We start from the raw sequence: 18487 nt of genomic DNA on the forward strand, positions 1-18487 counted from the left end.
CCACCCGCCGGACTGCCCCTGCCGGCACCGTTGCCGGAGTGGTTGAGGTCACAGGGAAACTAGAAGGGGATGTGACGGGCGTCAAGAAAAGTTCCAGTGTCGTGATCGGACCGCGATCAGGACCCGCCCGTGCCGGAGGCAGGCGGCAGCTCCCCCGGCCGGCGACAGCGGCCCGGCTGCCGGGGCGGGGCGGTGCGGCCCCGTCCCGAGGCTCACCCCGAGCCTGCGAGGGGTGAGGAGGACGGGGTCCTCTCAGTAGTCGTGGACGACGTTCTCCAGGGGCCGGCCGGCGAGCACGCGCGCGAGCTGCTCGGTGACCGCCGCGGTCGCCCGGGCCTCGGTGACGGGGACGTCACCGGCCACGTGCGGGGTCAGCAGCAACCCCGGGGCGGCGAACAGCGGGTGCCCGTCGGGGAGCGGCTCGGGGTCGGTGACGTCCACCGCCGCGCGCAGCCGCCCGCGGTGCAGCTCGGCCAGCAGGGCGTCGGTGTCCACGACCACGCCGCGGGCGGCGTTGACCAGCAGGGCGCCGTCCTTCATGGCGGCGAGGAAGCGGGCGTCGACCATGCCCGTGGTCTGCGGGGTGACCGGCACGATGAGCACCACGACGTCGGCGTGCGGCAGCAGCTCGGGCAGCTCGTCCATCGCGTGCACGCCGTCGCGGGCGGTGCGGGCGACCCAGGTCAGCTCGACGTCGAACCCGGCGAGCATCCGGCCGATGGTCCGGCCGATGTCGCCGGCGCCGACGACCAGCACCCGGGCGCCGACCAGGGAGTGGTGCGTGGCGGGCGCCCAGCGGCCGGCGTCCTGCGCCCGGGTGAAGGACGGGAGCCCGCGCTGGGCGGCGAGCGTGGCCGCCACCGCCCACTCGGCGGTGGCGGGGGTGTGCGCGCCGCGGGCGTTGCACAGCACCACCCGGTCGGGCAGCCGGCCGGCGAACTTCTCCGCGCCCGCGCTGAGCAGCTGCACCAGGCGCAGGTCCGGCAGCGCGTCCAGCAGCTCCCGGGTCGGCTCGGACCCACCGCGGGGCACGAGCACCTGGGCCTGGGTGGCCGCCCCGGTGGGCAGGCCGTCGGCCGGGTCGAAGCGGTGCGCCGTCACCCGCGGCGACAGCGCCTCGACCGCACCGGCCAGCGCGCGCGAGGGCACCAGCACGTGCAGCGTCTCGTCGGGGCCGAGCTCCAGCAGGGGTGGGGGCGTCTGCGGCACGGCTCCCGACCCTAGGGCGCAGCGGCCCCGGCGGCCCGCTCGGGCGACCGCACCGCGGGCCGGCGGGCCGTACTGTGGCGGGCGTGGGACGGCGGACGGCACGCGGGCGCACCCGGCTGGCCGGTGCCCTGCTCGCCGGCACCCTGCTCGGCGGCCCGGCACTGACCGGGTGCGGCGGCGGGTACACCCCGTCCGGGCCGTTCCGGGAGATCCCCCAGGGGCAGCCGCCGCAGGTCGGCCCGCCGCGGGACAGCCCCCCCGCCCCGGTCCCCGGGCAGCCCTCCACGCCCGGCACCCAGCAGGAGGAGGCCGCCGGCGACCCGAACGTCGTCGCCACCGGGCTCGCCGTCCCCACCGGGCTGGTGGTGCTGCCCGACGGCACCGCCGTGGTCGGCGAACGGGACAGCGGCCGGTTGCTGCAGGTGTTCCCCGACCGCTCTCCGGCCCGCGAGCTGATGGTGCTGCCGATCGACGCCGCCGGCGACGGCGGGCTGCTCGGGCTGGCGCTGTCCCCGACCTTCCCCGAGGACGGGCTGCTCTACGCGTACGTCTCCACGGCCACCGACAACCGGGTGGTCCGCTTCCCGATCGGCGGCACGCCCAACCCGGTGCTCACCGGCATCCCGCGCGGCGAGACGGGCAACGGCGGCGGCCTGGTCTTCGGCCCGGACGGCACGCTCTACGTGGGCACCGGCGACACGGGGAACCCGGCGCTCGCCGCCGACCCCGCCTCGCTGGCCGGCAAGGTGCTCGCCGTCGACGTCTTCGGCCAACCGGTGGGCGCCGGGCCGGTCACCTCCCGCGGCCACCGCGACGTCACCGCGCTGTGCGTCGGTGCCGACGAGCGGGTGTACGCCACCGACGAGGCGGCGACCGGCCCCGACGCGCTGGACGCCGTCCGCCCCGACGGCGACGTCGGTCCGCAGGGCACCCGTCCGGTGCTGGAGGTGCCCGCGTCCGAGGGTGGACTGGGCGGCTGCGCGGTCAGCGGGCCGTACGTGTTCCTCGGCACGCTGGACGGCGAGCGGGTGACCATCGCGCAACTGGACCAGGCGGGCCAGCCGGTCGAGGAGCCGGAGTCGTTCCTGGAGGGCCGCTACGGGCGGCTGCGCAGCGTCGCCGTCGACCCGGCCGGCGCGTTGTGGATCACCACCTCGAACCGGGACGGCCTCGGCGAGCCCGCCGAGGACGACGACAAGGTGCTGCGGGTGACCCCGCCGTCGTCGGGGGCCAGCTCGCCGCTGTAGCCGGCCGGCTACCGCCGCGTGAAGCGGTGGACGACGTGGTCGGGCGGGTCGACCGGGTTGTCCGGCGCCAGCTCACCCGCCGCGTACCACGTGGCGCCGGCACGCTGGAGCGCCCGCCAGGACGCCGTGTTGCCCAGCGCCACCGGCACCAGGACGTCCTGCGCGTCGGGGTGCTCGGCGAACCCCCGGGCGACCGCGGCGGCGATCATCGCGGCGGCCAGCCCGCGGCCGCGGGCCGCCGGTTCACCGACGAGGTAGTCGATGCTGAGCGCGCCCGGCGGGACGTGGCAGACCGGGGCCAGCTCGGCGACGTACTCCGGGTAGGCGGGGAACGCGTAGAGCTGCACGAGGCCGAACGGGTCGCCGGCGTGCACGCCCAGGTGCACCTGCGTGGGTTCCGTGCCGTCGACGCAGGGGCCGAAGTCCCGCTCGACGGCGTCCGGCCCCCACTCGTGGTGCCACCAGCGGGCGACCAGCGGCTCCGCCAGCCACCGGCCGAGCAGCCCGAAGTCCGCCCGCGTCAGCGGGCGCAGCTCCACGGCCGGCAGTGCCACACGGCCACGGTAGGCCGGTCAGGAGCCGAGCACGCGCTCCTCGAGCATGCGCTTGACGGTGGGGGCGTCGGCCTTGCCGCGGGTGACCTTCATGACCTGCCCGACGAGCGCACCCAGCGCCTGCACCTTGCCGCCGCGGACCTTCTCGACGACGTCGGGGGCGCCGGCGATGGCGGCGTCGACGGCGGCCACCAGCTCGTCGGACTCCCCCATCACCGCCAGCCCCTGCGCCTCCACGACCTGCGCCGGACCGCCCTGGCCGGCGAGCACCCCGTCGAGCACCTGCCGGGCGAGCTTGTCGTTCACCGTGCCGGCGGCGACCAGCCCGGTGAGCTCGGCGACCTGGGCCGGGGTGATCGCCAGCTGGCCGAGCTCGACCCCGAGCTCGTTGGCCCGGCGGGCGAGGTCACCCAGCCACCACTTGCGGGCGTCGGCCGGGGTGGCCCCGGCGGCGACGGTCTGCTCGACCAGGCCGAGGGCTCCGGCGTTGGCCAGCCAGGTCATCTCGGTGCCCGAGACGCCCCACTCCTCCTGCAGGCGGGCCCGGCGGGCGGCGGGCAGCTCCGGCAGGGCGACGCGCAACCGCTCGATCCAGTCGGCGTCCGGCGCCAGCGGCACCAGGTCGGGCTCGGGGAAGTACCGGTAGTCGGTCGCCTCCTCCTTGCTGCGCCCGGGCGAGGTGGAGCCGGTGTCCTCGTGGAAGTGCCGGGTCTCCTGCCGCACCGTCCCGCCGTCGTCCAGCAGAGCGGCCTGACGGCGGATCTCGTACCGGACGGCGCGCTCGACCGACCGCAGCGAGTTGACGTTCTTGGTCTCGGTGCGGGTGCCCCACTCCAGGCTGCCGACCGGCGCGAGGGAGGTGTTCACGTCGCAGCGCAGGTTGCCCTGCTCCATGCGCACCTCGGAGACGCCGAGGGTCAGCAGGATCTCGCGCAGCTCGGTGACGTAGGCGCGGGCCACCTCGGGGGCCTTGGGGCCGGCGCCGGGCACCGGCCGGGTGACGATCTCGACCAGCGGGATGCCCGCGCGGTTGAAGTCGACCAGCGAGTGGTCGGCGCCGTGGATCCGCCCGGTGGCGCCACCGACGTGCAGGTTCTTGCCGGTGTCCTCCTCCAGGTGCACGCGCTCGATCTCCACCCGGTACGTCTGGCCGTCGACCTCGACGTCGAGGTGGCCGGCGGTGCACAGGGGCTCGTCGTACTGGCTGGTCTGGAAGCCCTTGGGGATGTCCGGGTAGAAGTAGTTCTTCCGGGCGAACCGCGACCAGTTCGCGATGCGGCAGCCCAGGGCCAGGCCGATCCGGATGGTCGCCTCGATCGCCGCGGCGTTGGCGACCGGCAGCGACCCGGGCAGCGCGAGGCAGACCGGACAGGTCTGGGTGTTCGGCTCGGCGCCGAAGGTGGTCGAGCAGCCGCAGAACATCTTGGAGGCGGTGCCCAGCTCGACGTGCGTCTCCAGGCCGATCACCGGCTCGTAGCGGGCGACGGCGTCGTCGAACTCGACCAGCCGGTCGCCGGTGTGCGTCATGGTCACGGAGTCTCCTCGGGAGAGGACGAGGGGCTGGTCGGACCCGCCTGCGTCGGTGCGGAGCGCCCGGTGAACCAGGCCCCGACCGCGGTGAGCAGGCCGAGGCCGATGAAGACGGCGAAGATCGCGCGGTCGGTGACGACCCACAGCACGATCCCGGCGACGATCACGAAGGCGGTCAGCCCCCAGGCTGCTTTCAGCGGGCCGTTCACGCCGGGGTCCCGGCGGCCGTCGGCAGCTCGTCGAGCAGGCGGTGACCCCGGGCGGCGTCCTGCGCCGCCTCGAGGGCGGCGGCCACCCGGTAGCAGCGGTCGTCGGCCAGCGCCGGCGCCATGACCTGCAGGCCGACGGGCAGCCCCTCGGACAGGCCGCTGGGCACCGAGATCGCCGGCACGCCGGCCAGGCTGGCCGGCAGGGTGCACAGGTCGGCGGCGTACATCGCGATCGGGTCCTCGACCCGGGCGCCCAGCGGCCAGGCGACGGTGGGGCTGGTCGGGCTGACCAGCACGTCGACGCCTGCGAACGCGGCGGTGAACTCCCGGGAGATCAGCGAGCGGACCTTCTGCGCCTGGCCGTAGTAGGCGTCGTAGTAGCCGCTGGACAGCGCGTAGGTGCCCAGGATGATCCGCCGCTTGACCTCCGGGCCGAAGCCCTGCTCCCGGGTGAGCGCCATGACCTCGTCGAGGTCGCGGTTGCCGTCGTCGCCGACCCGCAGGCCGAACCGGACGCCCTCGTAGCGGGCCAGGTTGCTGGAGGCCTCGCTGGGGGCGATCAGGTAGTAGGCCGGGAGCGCGAGGTCGAACGACGGGCAGGAGACCTCGGTGACCTCGGCGCCCAGGCTCGCGAGCAGCTCGACCGCCTCCCGGGTGCGGGCCAGCACGCCGGGGTCGTAGCCGTCTGCGTGCCCGTCCCCGCCGAGCTCGCGGACGACACCGACGCGCACGCCGCTCAGGTCACCGGCGGCACCGGTGCGGGCGGCGTCGGCCAGCCCGGACAGCGGGCTGTCGATGCTGGTCGAGTCACGCGGGTCGTGGCCGCCGATGACCTCGTGCATCAGGGCGGCGTCCAGGACCGTGCGGGCCATCGGCCCGGCCTGGTCGAGGCTGGAGGAGAACGCGATCAGGCCGTAGCGGGAGACCGAGCCGTAGGTGGGCTTGTGCCCGACCAGGCCGGTGAGCGCGGCCGGCTGGCGGATCGAGCCACCCGTGTCGGTGCCGATGGCCCAGGGCGCCAGGTGGCCGGCGACGGCGGCGCTGGACCCACCGGACGAGCCGCCCGGGACCCGGTCGCGGTCCCACGGGTTGCGGCTGAGGCCGTAGGCGGAGTTCTCGGTGGAGGAGCCCATGGCGAACTCGTCCATGTTGGTCTTGCCGAGCAGCACGGTGCCGGCCTCGGCGAGCCGGGTGGCGATGGTCGCGCTGTAGGGCGGCCGCCAGCCCTCGAGGATCTTCGAGGCGCTGGTCGTGGGCACGCCCTCGGTGACGACCAGGTCCTTCAGCGCCACCGGGACACCGGCCAGCGGGCCCAGCTCGGCGCCGGCGGCACGTGACTCGTCGACGGCGGTGGCGGCGGCCAGCGCGGCCTCGCCGTCGACGTGCAGGTAGGCGCCCAGGGCGCCGTCCTCGGCGGCGATGCGGTCGAGGTGGGCGCGGGTGGCCTCGGCGGCGCTGACCTCACCGGCGGTGAGCCGGCGGGACAGCTCCGCGACGTCCATGGCGGTCAGGTCGCTCACTCGGACTCCCCCAGGATGCGCGGCACGCGGAAGCGGTCGTCCTCGGCGGCGGGCGCGGCGGCCAGCACGGCCTCGCGAGGCAGGCTCGGGGTGACCTCGTCGGCGCGCAGCACGTTGGTCAGCGGCACGGCGTGGGTCATCGGGGGGACGTCGCCGACGGCGGCCTCGCCGACGCGGGCGACCGCTGCGAGCACCTGGTCGAGCTGCCCGGCGAACCGGTCGAGCTCGTCGTCGGTCACCGCCAGCCGGGCCAGGCGCGCCAGGTGCGCGACGTCGTCCCGCGAGATGCTGCTCATGCTCTGTTGCGACTCCACTCCGTCAGCCGGCCGGGCCCGCTGGGGCCCACGTCCACGACCCCGCCACTGTACGTGGGAGGCGACGGGCGCCCGTGCGAGCCGGGGTTGGAGCCCGGGCCCTCCATGCGGGAGGCTGCACCTGCCCGCGATCGACGGAGATCGGCCCGCACCCGGACTGCACCGGAGGATCGACGTGTCCTACCTCTTGCGGCTGGTCGTGCCCGACCGGCCCGGCATCCTCGGCGCGGTGGCCACCGCCCTGGGCGAGGCCGGCATCGACATCGTCTCGGTCGACGTCCTGGAACGCGGCAACGGCGTGGCCGTCGACGACATCGTGGTCGAGCTCCCGCCCGACCGGGTGGCCGACAGCCTGATCACCGCGGCGACCGCGGTCGACGGGGTGCAGGTGGAGTCGTTGCGCCCGTTCGCCGGGCCGCTGGACACCCATCGGGAGCTGAACCTGCTGGAGGCGCTCGCACCGGCCGGCGAGGGCACGGCGAAGACGCTGGCCGCGGAGCTGCCGCGGGTCTTCCGCAGCGGCTGGGCGGTGGTGCTCACCGGCTCGGCGGAGGACGTGCAGGTGCTGGCCGCCTCGGACGCCGCGCCCTCGCTGGACGGGGTCTCGATGCCCTGGCTGCCGTTGACCGGACCGCTGCTGCTGCCCAGCGAGGCGGAGTGGGTGCCGAGCCGCTGGCAGGAGCTGGCGGTGGAGATGATGGCCGCCCCGCTGGACGGCGGGCAGGCGGTGCTGCTCGGCCGCTCCGGCGGGCCGGCGTTCCGGCGCTCGGAGCTGCTGCGGCTGGCACACCTCACCGGCCTCGCCGCGACCGTCGCCCGGATGCCCCCGGCCTAGGTCGGGTGTCTGACGGAACCCGCTCGGGGGTGAGCGCGCGATCGAATCCCCGGTTGCCCGGGACTCGCTCGACCGTCACTGCCCCTCGGGCTGTCCGGCTGTGAGCAGGGCCGCCGCGACCGGCACACGTGCCTGGACGGCGCGGCAGCTGTGCACGGCGGGGGCGCAGTCCACCGAGACCGGGACCTGCTGACCCCTCCCCGGGAACGGACTCAGGGCGCGTCGCGGGTGGCTGCCAAGGCGCCGAGCAGGCTGAGTGCGTCGGCGCTGGGGCTGCCCGGCTCGGCGTTGTAGACGATCAGCTGTTGTCCGGGGGCGGAACGCACGTCGAACGTGTGGTGGGTGAGCGTGAGGGTGCCGACGTCTCGGTGACAGAAGGTCTTGGCCTCGCGGGTCTTGCCGCGGACGTCGTTGCGCTCCCATCGTGATCGGAACTCGGCGCTGCCTTGGGCGAGCTCGATGAGCAGTGCGTGGATGCCGGGGTCGTGCTGGTCGATCCCGAGGGCGTGCCGGAGATTGGCCACGCAGGCGTCTGCAGCCCGTGGCCAGTCGGCGAAGAACGTCCGGCCGGCGGGGTCCAGAAAGGTCATCCGGGCGAGGTTGTCCGGGCGGGCGAAACCGGCGTGGAGCTGCCGGGCCAGGGAGTTGACGGCGAGGACGTCCAGCGCGCGGTTGATGACGACCGCCGGGTTGTTCGGCCAGGAGTCGAGCAGGACCAGCAACTGGGGGTCGACCATCTCCGGCGTCGGCGACGCCGGCGTGCCGACCGGCACGCCGGCCAGCCGGAACAGGTGGTCGCCGGCGTCGCGGTCGAGGCGGAGTGCCCGGGCCAACCCGCGCAGCACGGCCGCCGACGGGTGGCGCTCACGGCCCTGCTCCAGCCGGGTGTAGTAGTCGACGCTCACCCCGGCCAGCAGGGCGACCTCTTCCCGGCGCAGACCGGCGACCCGTCGAACACCGGAGGGGACCAGATCGACGTCAGCGGGCCGCAGCTGTGCCCGGCGGGCGACGAGGAAGGCTCCCAGGCCACCGAGGTCCACTCCTGAGAGGTTAGGCGGGCCGCCGAGGGCCAACCAGGGTGCGCCGCACCCCGGGGGAGCTCGGCCTGGATGTCCTTCGGCTCCGACCGCAGGGTCGTTGGCATGACCACGACACACCAGCTGAGCGAGAACGTCCTCCAGGCGATCCTCGCCGATCAAGGGGCCCGGCATCAGCCGTTGCTGTTCGCCCACGCGACTGTGCACACGATGGACCCGCTGATCGGCGACCTGACCGACGCAGACGTACTGCTCGGCGGCACCGAGATCGTGGGCGTGGGCCCGGGACTGCACACCGCCGCCGAGGACGACGACGCACTGGTCGTCGACTGCACCGGCTTCACCATCGCGCCCGCGGTCATCGACACGGTGGCACTGGCCGGGCTCCGCGGGCGCCGGGACCGGGTCGGCAGCCTGACGCCGGGCAACCCGGCCACCTTCGGCGTGGTCCCGTCCACGAGCACCGGCCCGATGGAGATGCTGGTGTGGCACGCGGCGGACGCGGCGGCGATCGTCGCCGACGGCGTCGTGCAGCAGTGGAACGGCCGCCGGCTCACCGCGCCGGCGGAGGAGACGGACCTCGGCCGGGCCCCGGTCGACAGCCCGTACCTGGGCATGTGGGTCGACGAGACCGATTTCGTGCACCAGGAGCTCACCGCCGACGGCCGGTACGACGAGACCCGCGGCGGTCGCCCGCACGCCTACCAGGGTTCTTTCTGGATCAACGGGGACCGCATCGTCTACCGCGACGACCTCGGCTTCTGGGCCTACGGGCAGTTCCGCGACGGCGTGCTGCACCACGCCGGCTACGTCTTCTCCCGCCGATGACCGCCCCCAGCCAGAACAGGAACCCCGCGATGCTCCCGCTCGACCCACCCGCTGGCCTGCCGACGACCCCCACACTGTTCACCGGCGGCGCCGTCGTCTCCATGGACCAGACGATCGGCGACCTGCCCTGGGGCGACGTCCTGGTGCGAGGCACGGAGATCGTGGCCGTCGGCACCGACCTCCGGCACACCCCGGAAGCGCGCGACGCCGTCGTCGTCGACGTCACCGGCTGCATCGTCAGCCCCGGCTTCGTCGACACCCACCGGCACGCGTGGGAGACCCAGTTCCGGCGCAGCATCCCCGACGTCACCGACCTCGGTGCCTACGTGGTGTCGACGCTGGCCGAGATCGCCCCCCGCTACACCCCGCACGACATGTACGTGGGCACCCGGCTGGCCGCGCTGTCCGCCCTGGACGCCGGCATCACCACCATGCTGGACTTCTCGCACAACTCGCGGAGCCCAGCGCACAGCGACGCTGCGCTCGACGCCCTCGTCGACTCCGGCATCCGCGGGGTGCACGCCGCCATGGGCCCGCACTTCGGCGACTGGGACCGTCAGTGGCCGGCCGACGTGTCCCGCCTCCGGGACCGGGCCGGCGGGCTGGTGGACGTCCGACTGGCCGCGCTGGCCACCGACGAGATCGCCGGGCCCGCGCTGGCCTACGGTCCAGAGCTGGCGGCGCTCGCCCGGGACCTGGGGGTCTGGACGAGCATCGACGCGGTGTTCGGCGCCAGGTCGTCGGAGGCCGTTCTGCGCTGGGCCGATCAGGGCATCCTCGACCCGACGCTCACGTTGATCCACTGCACCGGGCTCACCGACCGGGCGTGGCAGGCGATGGGGGCCGCTGGGGTCTCGGTCAGCCTCGCCCCGACCTCGGACGCGCAGATCGGTCTGGAGACCGCCGTCCCGGCCATCGACGAGGCGCTCGCCGTCGGCATCCGCCCCGGCCTGGGCATCGACGTCGAGGTCGCCCTCGCCAGTGACATGTTCACCCAGATGCGGGCCCTGCACGCGATCCAGCGGATGCGCGCCGTCCATGCCGTCTACGACTCGGACACCCAGCTGCCCCGGATCACCACCCGTGACGTGCTGGACTTCGCGACCCTGCAGGGCGCGCGCGCGAACGGCCTGGGGGCCGTCACTGGCTCGCTCACCCCTGGCAAGCAGGCTGACCTGATCGTGGTCCGCGCTGAGGACGTGAACAACATGCCGCTCAACGACGCCGTCGGCACGCTCGTGCTCGGCGCGGATGCGCGCAACATCGACGCGGTGCTGGTGGCCGGGCGGGCGCGGAAGTGGAACGGTGCGCTGGTCGACGTGGACGTCGACGCTCTGCGCACCCAAGTGACCGCCTCGCGGGACGGTGTTCTCGCCCGGGTGTGACCCGGCCTGGTGTCGGCCGTCCTGCTGGTACCTCCGCCAGCAGGACGGCGGGGCGACCGGCCGGAGCGGAAGCCGCCGGGTCCTGATGGTCGAGGTGGTCGAGGGCCGATGATGCGGCGGAAGACCCAGCTCTTCGGGCCCCGCTGCAGGAGGCGCGCGCTGAGCCGACGAGGCGTGGGGCGCGGGGCCCGTCAGCCGTCGCCGATGGTGGCGACCTCGCGGGCGGCGTCCGGACCCTGCTCGAGCAGCACCTGGAACCCGTCGTCGTCCAGGATCGGCGCCTTCACCTGCACGGCCTTGTCGTACTTGCTGCCCGGGTCGGCACCGACCACGACGAAACCGGTCTTCTTCGACACCGACCCGGTGACCTTGCCGCCGCGCTGCTGGATCGCGGCGATCGCCTGGTCGCGGCTGTGGTCGCGCAGCGATCCGGTGACGACGACGGTGACCCCGGTGAGCGGGCCGGGGCCGGCGTCCTCCCCCTCGTCGGCCATCCGGACCCCGGCCCGGCGCCACTTCTCCACCACCTCGCGGTGCCAGTCGACGGCGAACCAGTCGCGGACCGCGGCGGCGATGGTCGGGCCGACGCCCTCGGCGGCGGCCAGCTCGTCCTCGCTGGCGGCCATCAGCCGGTCGATCGAGCGGAACTCGCGGGCCAGCGCCTGGGCGGCGGTGGGCCCGACGTGCCGGATGGAGAGGGCGACGAGCACCCGCCAGAGCGGGACGTCCTTGCGGGTCTGCAGGTTGGCCAGCAGCTTCTGCCCGTTGGCCGAGAGGGTGCCGTCCTTCTTGGTGAAGAAGTCGGTGCGGCACAGCGCGTCCTCGTCGAGGAAGAAGACGTCGCCCTCGTCGGTCAGCAGGTGTGACTGCAGCAGCGCGACCGCCGCCTCGTAGCCGAGCACCTCGATGTCGAAGGCGCCCCGGCCGGCGACGTGGAAGACCCGCTCCCGCAGCTGGGCGGGGCAGGAGCGGGAGTTCGGGCAGCGGATGTCGGCGTCGCCCTCCTTCTCCGGCCGCAGCTCGGTGCCGCACTCGGGACAGTGGGTGGGCATGACGAACGCCCGCTCGTCACCGGTGCGCGCCGCGACGACGGGGCCGAGCACCTCGGGGATGACGTCGCCGGCTTTGCGGATGACGACGGTGTCGCCGATCAGCACGCCCTTGCGCTGCACCTCGCTGGCGTTGTGCAGGGTGGCCAGCTGGACGGTGGAGCCGGCGACCTTGACCGGCTCCATGTAGGCGAACGGCGTGACCCGCCCGGTGCGGCCGACGTTGACCCGGATGTCCAGCAGCGTCGTGGTGGCCTCCTCCGGCGGGTACTTGAAGGCGATCGCCCAGCGGGGGGCGCGGCTGGTCGAGCCGAGCCGCCGCTGCAGGGCGACCTGGTCGACCTTGACGACGACGCCGTCGATCTCGTGCTCGACCGAGTGCCGCTGGTCGCGATAGCGCTCGATGTAGCCCCAGACCGCCTCGAGGTCCTCGACCACCTCGTACCGCCCGCTGGTGGGCAGGCCGAGTTCGCGCAGCCGGGCGTAGGCCTCGGACTGCCGCTCGGGCTGCCAGCCGTCGTGCGCACCGATGCCGTGCACGATGAGCTGGAGAGGGCGGGTGGCGGTGACCTTCGGGTCCTTCTGGCGGAGGGATCCGGCGGCGGCGTTGCGCGGGTTGGCGAAGGGCGGCTTGCCCTGCTCGACCATCGCGGCGTTGAGGTCGGCGAAGGCGGCGACCGGGAAGTAGATCTCCCCCCGCACCTCGAGCCGGTCGGGGAGGTCTCCGTCGTCGTAGCTGCCGTTCAGCTGCTGCGGGACGTCGCGCATGGTGCGCACGTTGGCGGTGACGTCCTCACCGGTGGTGCCGTCGCCGCGGGTGGCGGCGCGCACCAGCCGGCCCTTCTCGTAGAGCAGCGCGACGGCCAGGCCGTCGATCTTGAGCTCGCAGAGCCAGCTGACACCGGTGCCCGCCTCCCGCTCGACGCGGGCGGCCCAGGCGGACAGCTCGTCGGAGGAGAAGACGTTGTCCAGGCTCTGCATCCGCTCCAGGTGCTGCACCGGGGCGAAGGTGGCGGCGAAGCCGCCGTTGACCTTCTGGCTCGGCGAGTCGGGGGTGACCAGCGCCGGGTGGGCCGCCTCGATCGCCTTCAGCTCGCCCATGCGCTCGTCGTACTGGCCGTCGCTGACCAGCGGGGAGTCCTGCACGTAGTAGGCGAAGGCGTACCGGTCGAGCTCCTCGGACAGGTCGCGGTGCCGGGTGCGGGCCTCGTCGGGGACCTCGGTGAGATCGGCCCGGTCGACGGCGGCCTCGACCGCGGGCTGGTCGCGCCCGTCCACCGCGTCCTGCTCCACCCCTGCCTCGGTGCTCACGCGGGAACCGTAACCGGCAGGTCCGACGGGAAACGGCGATCACCGCCGCGTCACCCGCGCGGGTGCGCAGCGGTCGCCGGTGGTGGCCTGCCCGCTGCCTCCGCCACCCGCCCATGCCGACGGCGCGGCAGGCCAGCCGTCGCGGCGCCCGCCGTCGGGGATCAGGCGAGCAGTGGTCCGATGAGGATTTCGGTGTCGTCGGGCCGGAAGGTGCGCCATCGGCCGTCGGGTTGTCGCTCGACCCGGAAGCCGTGGTGGACCTTGGTGTGGTGGCGTTCGCACAGCAGTGCGGAGTTGGTCAGCGACGTCTCGCCGCCGTGCAGCCAGTGGATCAGGTGGTGCACGTCGCACCACCAGGTCGGGGCGCCGCAGCCGGCGAACACACAGCCCTTGTCCCGCCGTTCCACGGCCCTGCGGAGCCCGGGGGTGACGACCCGGTGGTCCCGGCCCAGGTCCAGCGGGGTGCCGTCGGGGCCCATCACGATCCGGGAGATGCTCCCGTCACAGGCCAGGTAGCGGGCCCGCGCAGCGGAGATCGTCGCCCCGAACCCCAGCTCCGCCGCGCCCGCGCCGGTCTCCGGGTCCACCAGGTCGTCGAGGTCGACACCGACGACCACGTGTGGCTTCACCGTCCGCAGCGCCGGCAGGCTCCCCGACGCGAGCTGGTTGTCACACAACTGCACCAGCGCATCGGCCTACTGCTGGCACCTCGTCCGGGTGTCGCCCTTGGGCCGGTTGGCCTGCACGATCGACTCGATCGCCGCCTGCAGCTTCTCCCCACCCACCGCATCCAGGTCGAACCGGCCGGCGACGCTGCCATCAGCGTGCTTGGCAATCGACAGCCGCCGCCCCTCGGTCGGGTCCGGCTCCGCACCGTCCGGGTCCAGCGCCTCGATGAACGCCCGCACCGCCACCCCGAGCGAGCCATGCGGCGCCTCCCGCGCCACATCCGCCCACGCGGTGTCGAACGCGGCCAGGTCGATCCCCTGCTCCGCGGCCTGCGCTCGCTCTGGCTCCCCCACCGCGCTCGCCACGACGTCGACCTGCGCGGCGGTGACCTCCCCGGCGGCGAACCCCGCCGCCAGCGCCGGCAGGTGCTCCAGCGCCCGCCCGGCCCGCACCACCCGCGATGCCTCGCCCGCCGACAACCGCCGGTGCCCGATCAGCCACGACCGCATCGACGCCAACCCGTCGTGCTCGACGGCCTGCGTGAGCTCGGCGTGCCGCACCGTGCGGGTCAGCTCCGCGTCCAACCGGTTCCGCGCCGACACCAGCAACGCCGTCCGATCCAGCGTCTGACCGTTCGTCAGACCGTGCAGGTCCTCGGCCGCCAACGCGTCCAGCGCCGACTGCAACGGCGACCCGAACAGCCCCTCCAGGTCATCGGGGGACAGCTCCGCGACCACGTTCGGCGCAGGGGGGTCCAGCGTGATCGAGTCGCTCACGGACACCTCCTCGCCGTTCGAACGTGTGTACGAACGATAGCGCGAGGCGAGCGCCGCGACCAGTCGAATCCCCAAGGTCAGCCGCCTGTCCACAGATTCATCGAAGGTCTTGACGACGAGCGGGAGCAGGCTCGACTGCCGGGTGATGATGTCGCCGTGCACGATGACCTGTCGCGGGCGCTCGCGCCCGTGCTCACCGACCTGTCGGCGACCGGGGCGCCCGTGCCGCGCATCGAGGCCAGTGACTGGCCGGACGACCCGGGTCGGGTCGGCGCGATGCCGTGGAGCGCCGACGGGAGCGGCCAGGGCGTCGCCGTCACCCTCGGCCAGCCGTACGCCGAGCAGGTGGCCGCGGTGGCCGACACCGTGCAGGAGTGGGCCATCGAGGCAGTGCGGGGCTCTCGGCCGACCAACTGGCCGCCGTGCCCGCGGCACCCGACCACGCACCCGCTCACCCCGGCACTGCAGGACGGCGAGGCGGTGTGGGCCTGCCCGCGCGACACCGGCGTGGTGTCACCGATCGGCGGGCTCGGCTGAGCCGGGCCCGCTCACTCGGGCAGCAGGTACTTCGCCGCCTCCCGGACGTGCTCCATCGCCGTCCGGGCGTAGGCCGGGCTGGCCCCGGCCAGACCGCAGGCCGGCGTGAGGGCGACCGCCTCGTGCAGGTGCTCGACCGGGAAACCCAGCTCCCGCCACCACGACTGCACCCGGCTGGCGGTCACCTTCGGCGCAGCCAGGGTGGCGTCGGTGCCCGGCACGACGCCGACCAGCAGCTGGGTGCCCGCCTCGACGGCGGTGCCGATGTCGTCGAGGTCCTGCACCATCCCGAGGTCGAAGGAGACGGCGGCGGCCCCGGCGGCGCGGAAGAGCTCCAGCGGCGCCCGGTTGGCGCAGCAGTGCACGACCACGGGTGCCGCGATGCGGCCCACCACGTCGGCGAGCTCCTCCTCGACCACCTGCGCCTCGACGGCGGGCAGCTTGCCGAACCCGCTCACCGTGGGCAGCCCGCCCTGCAGCACGGCGGGCACCGAGGGCTCGTCGAGCTGGACGACGACCCGGGCGCCGGGCACCCGCCCGACCACCGCGGCGACGTGGGCGGCGACGCCCTCGGCCAACGACTGGGCCAGGTCGCGCCGGGCGCCGGCGTCGACGACGGCCCGGTCACCCCGCGTGCGCTCCAGCCCGGCGGCCAGCGTCCACGGGCCGGTGACCTGCACCTTGAACGGACCGGTGTAGCGGTCGGCGACCTCGTGCAGGGCGTCGAGGTCGCGGGCCAGGAGCTCCCGTGCGCGGCGCTGGTCGGTGCCGGGGCGCGGGACGAGCCGCCAGCCGGCCGGGGTGAGGTCGACGGCGAGGTCGACCAGCAGGCCGGCGGAACGGCCGATCATGTCGGCCCCGGCACCCCGCCCGGGCAGCTCGGGCAGGTGCGGGAAGTCCGGCAGCTCACCGAGCACCACTCGCATCGCCTCGACCGGGTCGGTGCCGGGCAACGACCCGACCCCGGAGGCCGGCCCCCACGGGAAGGGACCAGCGGTCAGGCCCTCCTCCCCCGGCACGACCGTGCCGGGGAAGCTGCTGTCGTCCGGGGAGTCACTCGGCGAGGCCACGGCGCCGACGGTAGCCCGCCCCTCCCGCGCACCCGTCGCCCGCCGTCGTCACTGCGCGCGGCGGACGGCGGCCTGGCCGAGCACCCGGTCACCCCGCACCGGGTCCGGCTCGTACAGCACCGCGGACTGCCCCGGCGCGACGCCGCGCTGCGGACGGCCCAGCTCGATCCGCAGGCCGCCGTCGCCGGCCGCGGTGACCGTGCACGGCACCGGGGTGCCGTGCGCGCGCAGCTGCACCTCCGCGGTGAACGGCAGCGCCGGCGCCGGGCCGGTCCACGTCGGGGCCCCGGTGCACACTTCGCCGACCTCGGCCTGCTCGGCGGTGCCGACGGTCACCGTGCGGCTCACCGGCTCGATGCCCAGCACGTAGCGCGGCCGCTGGTCGCCGGTGCTGATCCCCAGCCCACGCCGCTGACCGACGGTGAACCCGTAGGCGCCGGCGTGGGTGCCGACGGTCTCCCCCGTCAGCGCGTCGACCACCGGCCCGGGCTGCTCGCCCAGCCGGCGGGCGAGGAAGCCGCGGGTGTCGCCGTCGGCGATGAAGCAGATGTCGTGCGAGTCGGGCTTGGCGGCCACCGCGTAACCGCGCTCGGCGGCGAGCTCGCGCACTCGCTCCTTGGTCATGCCCCCGAGCGGGAAGGCGGCGCCGGCGAGCTGCGCGGGCGTCAGCACGCCCAGCACGTAGGACTGGTCCTTCGCCGCGTCGACCGAGCGGCGCAGCTCGCCGTCGGCCAGCCGGGCGTGGTGGCCGGTCACGACGGCGTCGAAGCCGAGCGCCTGCGCCCGGTCCAGCACCGCGGAGAACTTGATCTTCTCGTTGCAGCGCAGGCAGGGGTTGGGCGTGCGGCCGGCCGCGTACTCGGCGACGAAGTCCTCGACGACGTCCTCCCGGAACCGCTCGGCCAGGTCCCACACGTAGAACGGGATGCCGAGCTCGTCGGCGACCCGCCGGGCGTCGTGCGCGTCCTCGACGCTGCAGCACCCCCGCGCCCCGCTCCGCAGCTGCTGGCGGTCCGGGGAGAGCGCCAGGTGCACGCCGGTGACGTCGTGCCCGGCCTCCACCGCCAGCGCGGCGGCGACCGCCGAGTCCACTCCCCCGCTCATCGCGGCGATGACCCGCACGGTCAGGACCGCCCGGTGCCGGCCCGGCGCGCCCGCTCGACGACCGGCGCGATGACCTCGAGCACGGCGTCGACGTCACCGTCGGTGGAGGTGTGCCCCAGGCTGAACCGCAGCGAGCTGCGCGCCCGGGCGGCGTCCGCCCCGGTGGCGAGCAGCACGTGGCTGGGGCGCGCGACGCCGGCGCTGCACGCCGACCCGGTCGAGCACTCGATGCCGCGCGCGTCGAGCAGCATCAGCAGCGCGTCGCCCTCCGCGCCCGGGAAGGACAGGTGCGCGTTGCCGGGCAACCGGCCCGGGCCACCGGCCACGACGTCGTCCAGCGCCGGGCCGTTGAGCTGGGCGTCGGGCACCTGGGCGACGACCCCGGCCACCAGCCGGTCGCGCAGCGCCGCGATCCGCGTGCCCCGCTCGACCCGGTCGGCGACGGCCAGCCGCGTCGCGGTCGCGAGCCCGACGATCGCGGCGACGTCGAGGGTGCCCGACCGCACGTCGCGCTCCTGGCCCCCGCCGTGCAGCAGCGGGGTGCACTCGGCGTCCCGGCGCAGCAGCAGCGCGCCGGCGCCCATCGGCCCGCCGAGCTTGTGCCCGGTCATGGTCAGCGCGTCGACGCCGCTGGCGGTGAAGTCCACCGCCAGCTGGCCGACGGCCTGCACCGCGTCGGTGTGCAGTGGGACGCCGACGGCGTGCGCGACGTCGGCCAGCGCGGCGACGTCGCTGACCGCGCCGATCTCGTTGTTGGCCCACATGACGCTGACGAGCGCCACGTCGGCGCCCTCGCCGAGGGCGTCGGCCAGCGCTCCGGGGGTGATCCGTCCACTGGGGTCGACCGGCAGCCAGGTGACCTCGGCGCCGTCGTGCTTCTCCAGCCACTCCACGCTGTCCAGGACGGCGTGGTGCTCGGCCGGGCTGGCCACGATCCGGCGCCGCCGGTCGTCGGCGCCCCGCCGGGCCCAGTACAGGCCCTTGACCGCGAGGTTGTCGCCCTCGGTGCCGCCGGCGGTGAACAGCACCTCCGAGGGGCGGGCGCCCAGCGCGGCGGCGAGCTGCTCGCGCGCCTGCTCGGCCACCCGCCGGGCCTCGCGCCCGCTGGCGTGCAGCGACGAGGCGTTGCCGACCCGGCCCAGCTGCGCGGCCATCGCCTCGACGGCGGCCGGCACCATCGGGGTGGTGGCCGCGTGGTCCAGGTAGGTCATGGCTGGTCCTGGTGAGTCATGGCACCGGCAAGCGTAGGCGCCGCGGAACGGCCCCGGTCGCCGGGCGCCCGGCTGGTGGAAGTGGCCACCCG

The 18487-nt window shown here is 74.8% G+C and carries 17 protein-coding genes and 1 pseudogene; 5 read left to right on the top strand and 13 right to left on the bottom strand.

Annotation, left to right across the window (positions count from 1 at the left end; all coding sequences use genetic code 11):
• Positions 1-252: 252 nt before the first annotated feature.
• Positions 253-1209 (bottom strand): 2-hydroxyacid dehydrogenase, encoded by a 957-nt coding sequence (locus ACI783_RS09720; RefSeq protein WP_457140255.1) that lies wholly within the window; start codon positions 1207-1209, stop codon positions 253-255.
• 83 nt (positions 1210-1292) lie between these two features.
• Here ACI783_RS09720 and ACI783_RS09725 point away from each other — a divergent pair, with 83 nt between their 5' ends.
• A complete protein-coding gene (locus ACI783_RS09725) occupies positions 1293-2456 on the top strand; it encodes a PQQ-dependent sugar dehydrogenase (RefSeq protein WP_457140256.1) in 1164 nt (387 codons plus the stop codon).
• 8 nt (positions 2457-2464) lie between these two features.
• Here the strand turns inward: ACI783_RS09725 and ACI783_RS09730 are convergent, their stop codons facing one another.
• Genes ACI783_RS09730 through gatC form a run of 5 tightly spaced genes read right to left on the bottom strand, consistent with a single transcriptional unit; the run spans position 2465 to position 6565 of the window.
• A complete protein-coding gene (locus ACI783_RS09730; protein ID WP_457140257.1) occupies positions 2465-3010 on the bottom strand; it encodes a GNAT family N-acetyltransferase in 546 nt (181 codons plus the stop codon).
• An 18-nt stretch (positions 3011-3028) separates the two neighbouring features.
• Complete coding sequence (gene gatB / locus ACI783_RS09735; protein WP_457140290.1) at positions 3029-4537, bottom strand: Asp-tRNA(Asn)/Glu-tRNA(Gln) amidotransferase subunit GatB; 1509 nt, start codon at positions 4535-4537, stop codon at positions 3029-3031.
• A gap of 2 nt (positions 4538-4539) precedes the next feature.
• Positions 4540-4749 (bottom strand): hypothetical protein, encoded by a 210-nt coding sequence (locus tag ACI783_RS09740; RefSeq protein WP_457140258.1) that lies wholly within the window; start codon positions 4747-4749, stop codon positions 4540-4542.
• Positions 4746-6269 (bottom strand): Asp-tRNA(Asn)/Glu-tRNA(Gln) amidotransferase subunit GatA, encoded by a 1524-nt coding sequence (gatA, locus tag ACI783_RS09745; RefSeq protein ID WP_457140259.1) that lies wholly within the window; start codon positions 6267-6269, stop codon positions 4746-4748. Before gatA ends, ACI783_RS09740 begins: the two co-directional genes overlap by 4 nt.
• A complete protein-coding gene (gatC, locus tag ACI783_RS09750; protein ID WP_457075376.1) occupies positions 6266-6565 on the bottom strand; it encodes an Asp-tRNA(Asn)/Glu-tRNA(Gln) amidotransferase subunit GatC in 300 nt (99 codons plus the stop codon). Before gatC ends, gatA begins: the two co-directional genes overlap by 4 nt.
• Positions 6566-6758: 193 nt before the next feature.
• On the opposite strand from gatC, the gene ACI783_RS09755 reads away from it, so the two are divergent.
• Positions 6759-7418 carry an ACT domain-containing protein gene (locus ACI783_RS09755; RefSeq protein ID WP_457140260.1) on the top strand — a complete coding sequence of 220 codons (660 nt, stop codon included), beginning with the start codon at positions 6759-6761 and terminating at the stop codon, positions 7416-7418.
• 212 nt (positions 7419-7630) lie between these two features.
• Here the strand turns inward: ACI783_RS09755 and ACI783_RS09760 are convergent, their stop codons facing one another.
• Positions 7631-8458 carry a helix-turn-helix domain-containing protein gene (locus ACI783_RS09760; protein WP_457140261.1) on the bottom strand — a complete coding sequence of 276 codons (828 nt, stop codon included), beginning with the start codon at positions 8456-8458 and terminating at the stop codon, positions 7631-7633.
• A 102-nt stretch (positions 8459-8560) separates the two neighbouring features.
• Between ACI783_RS09760 and ACI783_RS09765 the strand changes: the two genes are divergently transcribed.
• Positions 8561-9283 carry an Atu4866 domain-containing protein gene (locus tag ACI783_RS09765; protein WP_457140262.1) on the top strand — a complete coding sequence of 241 codons (723 nt, stop codon included), beginning with the start codon at positions 8561-8563 and terminating at the stop codon, positions 9281-9283.
• 29 nt (positions 9284-9312) lie between these two features.
• A complete protein-coding gene (locus tag ACI783_RS09770; RefSeq protein ID WP_457140263.1) occupies positions 9313-10668 on the top strand; it encodes an amidohydrolase family protein in 1356 nt (451 codons plus the stop codon).
• A gap of 191 nt (positions 10669-10859) precedes the next feature.
• On the opposite strand, the gene ligA is transcribed toward ACI783_RS09770, so the two are convergent.
• The 3 genes and pseudogenes from ligA to ACI783_RS09785 form a co-directional block, all read right to left on the bottom strand.
• Entirely contained in the window at positions 10860-13028 is a 2169-nt protein-coding gene (ligA, locus tag ACI783_RS09775; RefSeq protein WP_457140264.1) for an NAD-dependent DNA ligase LigA, read from the bottom strand.
• A gap of 161 nt (positions 13029-13189) precedes the next feature.
• On the bottom strand, positions 13190-13435 hold the full coding sequence (locus ACI783_RS09780; protein WP_457140291.1) for an HNH endonuclease signature motif containing protein: 246 nt from the start codon (positions 13433-13435) through the stop codon (positions 13190-13192).
• Positions 13433-14635: pseudogene (locus tag ACI783_RS09785) on the bottom strand (DUF222 domain-containing protein); the annotation flags it as partial. The gene ACI783_RS09780 and the pseudogene ACI783_RS09785, both read right to left, overlap by 3 nt.
• Between ACI783_RS09785 and ACI783_RS09790 the strand changes: the two are divergent.
• The gene (locus tag ACI783_RS09790; protein ID WP_457140265.1) at positions 14630-15010 is read left to right on the top strand and encodes a hypothetical protein; all 381 of its coding nucleotides are present in this window, start codon (positions 14630-14632) and stop codon (positions 15008-15010) included. The pseudogene ACI783_RS09785 and the gene ACI783_RS09790 overlap by 6 nt on opposite strands.
• 11 nt (positions 15011-15021) lie before the next feature.
• Here the strand turns inward: ACI783_RS09790 and ACI783_RS09795 are convergent, their stop codons facing one another.
• From ACI783_RS09795 to ACI783_RS09805, 3 genes are read right to left on the bottom strand one after another with little or no spacing between them, the layout of a single operon-like run.
• Positions 15022-16080: a methionine synthase gene (locus ACI783_RS09795; RefSeq protein WP_457140266.1), complete on the bottom strand. Its 1059-nt coding sequence runs from the start codon at positions 16078-16080 to the stop codon at positions 15022-15024.
• 48 nt (positions 16081-16128) lie between these two features.
• Positions 16129-17202 (bottom strand): tRNA 2-thiouridine(34) synthase MnmA, encoded by a 1074-nt coding sequence (mnmA, locus tag ACI783_RS09800; RefSeq protein ID WP_457140267.1) that lies wholly within the window; start codon positions 17200-17202, stop codon positions 16129-16131.
• 2 nt (positions 17203-17204) lie between these two features.
• Positions 17205-18395 (bottom strand): cysteine desulfurase family protein, encoded by a 1191-nt coding sequence (locus ACI783_RS09805; RefSeq protein ID WP_457140268.1) that lies wholly within the window; start codon positions 18393-18395, stop codon positions 17205-17207.
• Positions 18396-18487 lie beyond the last annotated feature (92 nt).

This window comes from Modestobacter sp. SYSU DS0511, assembly GCF_054050755.1.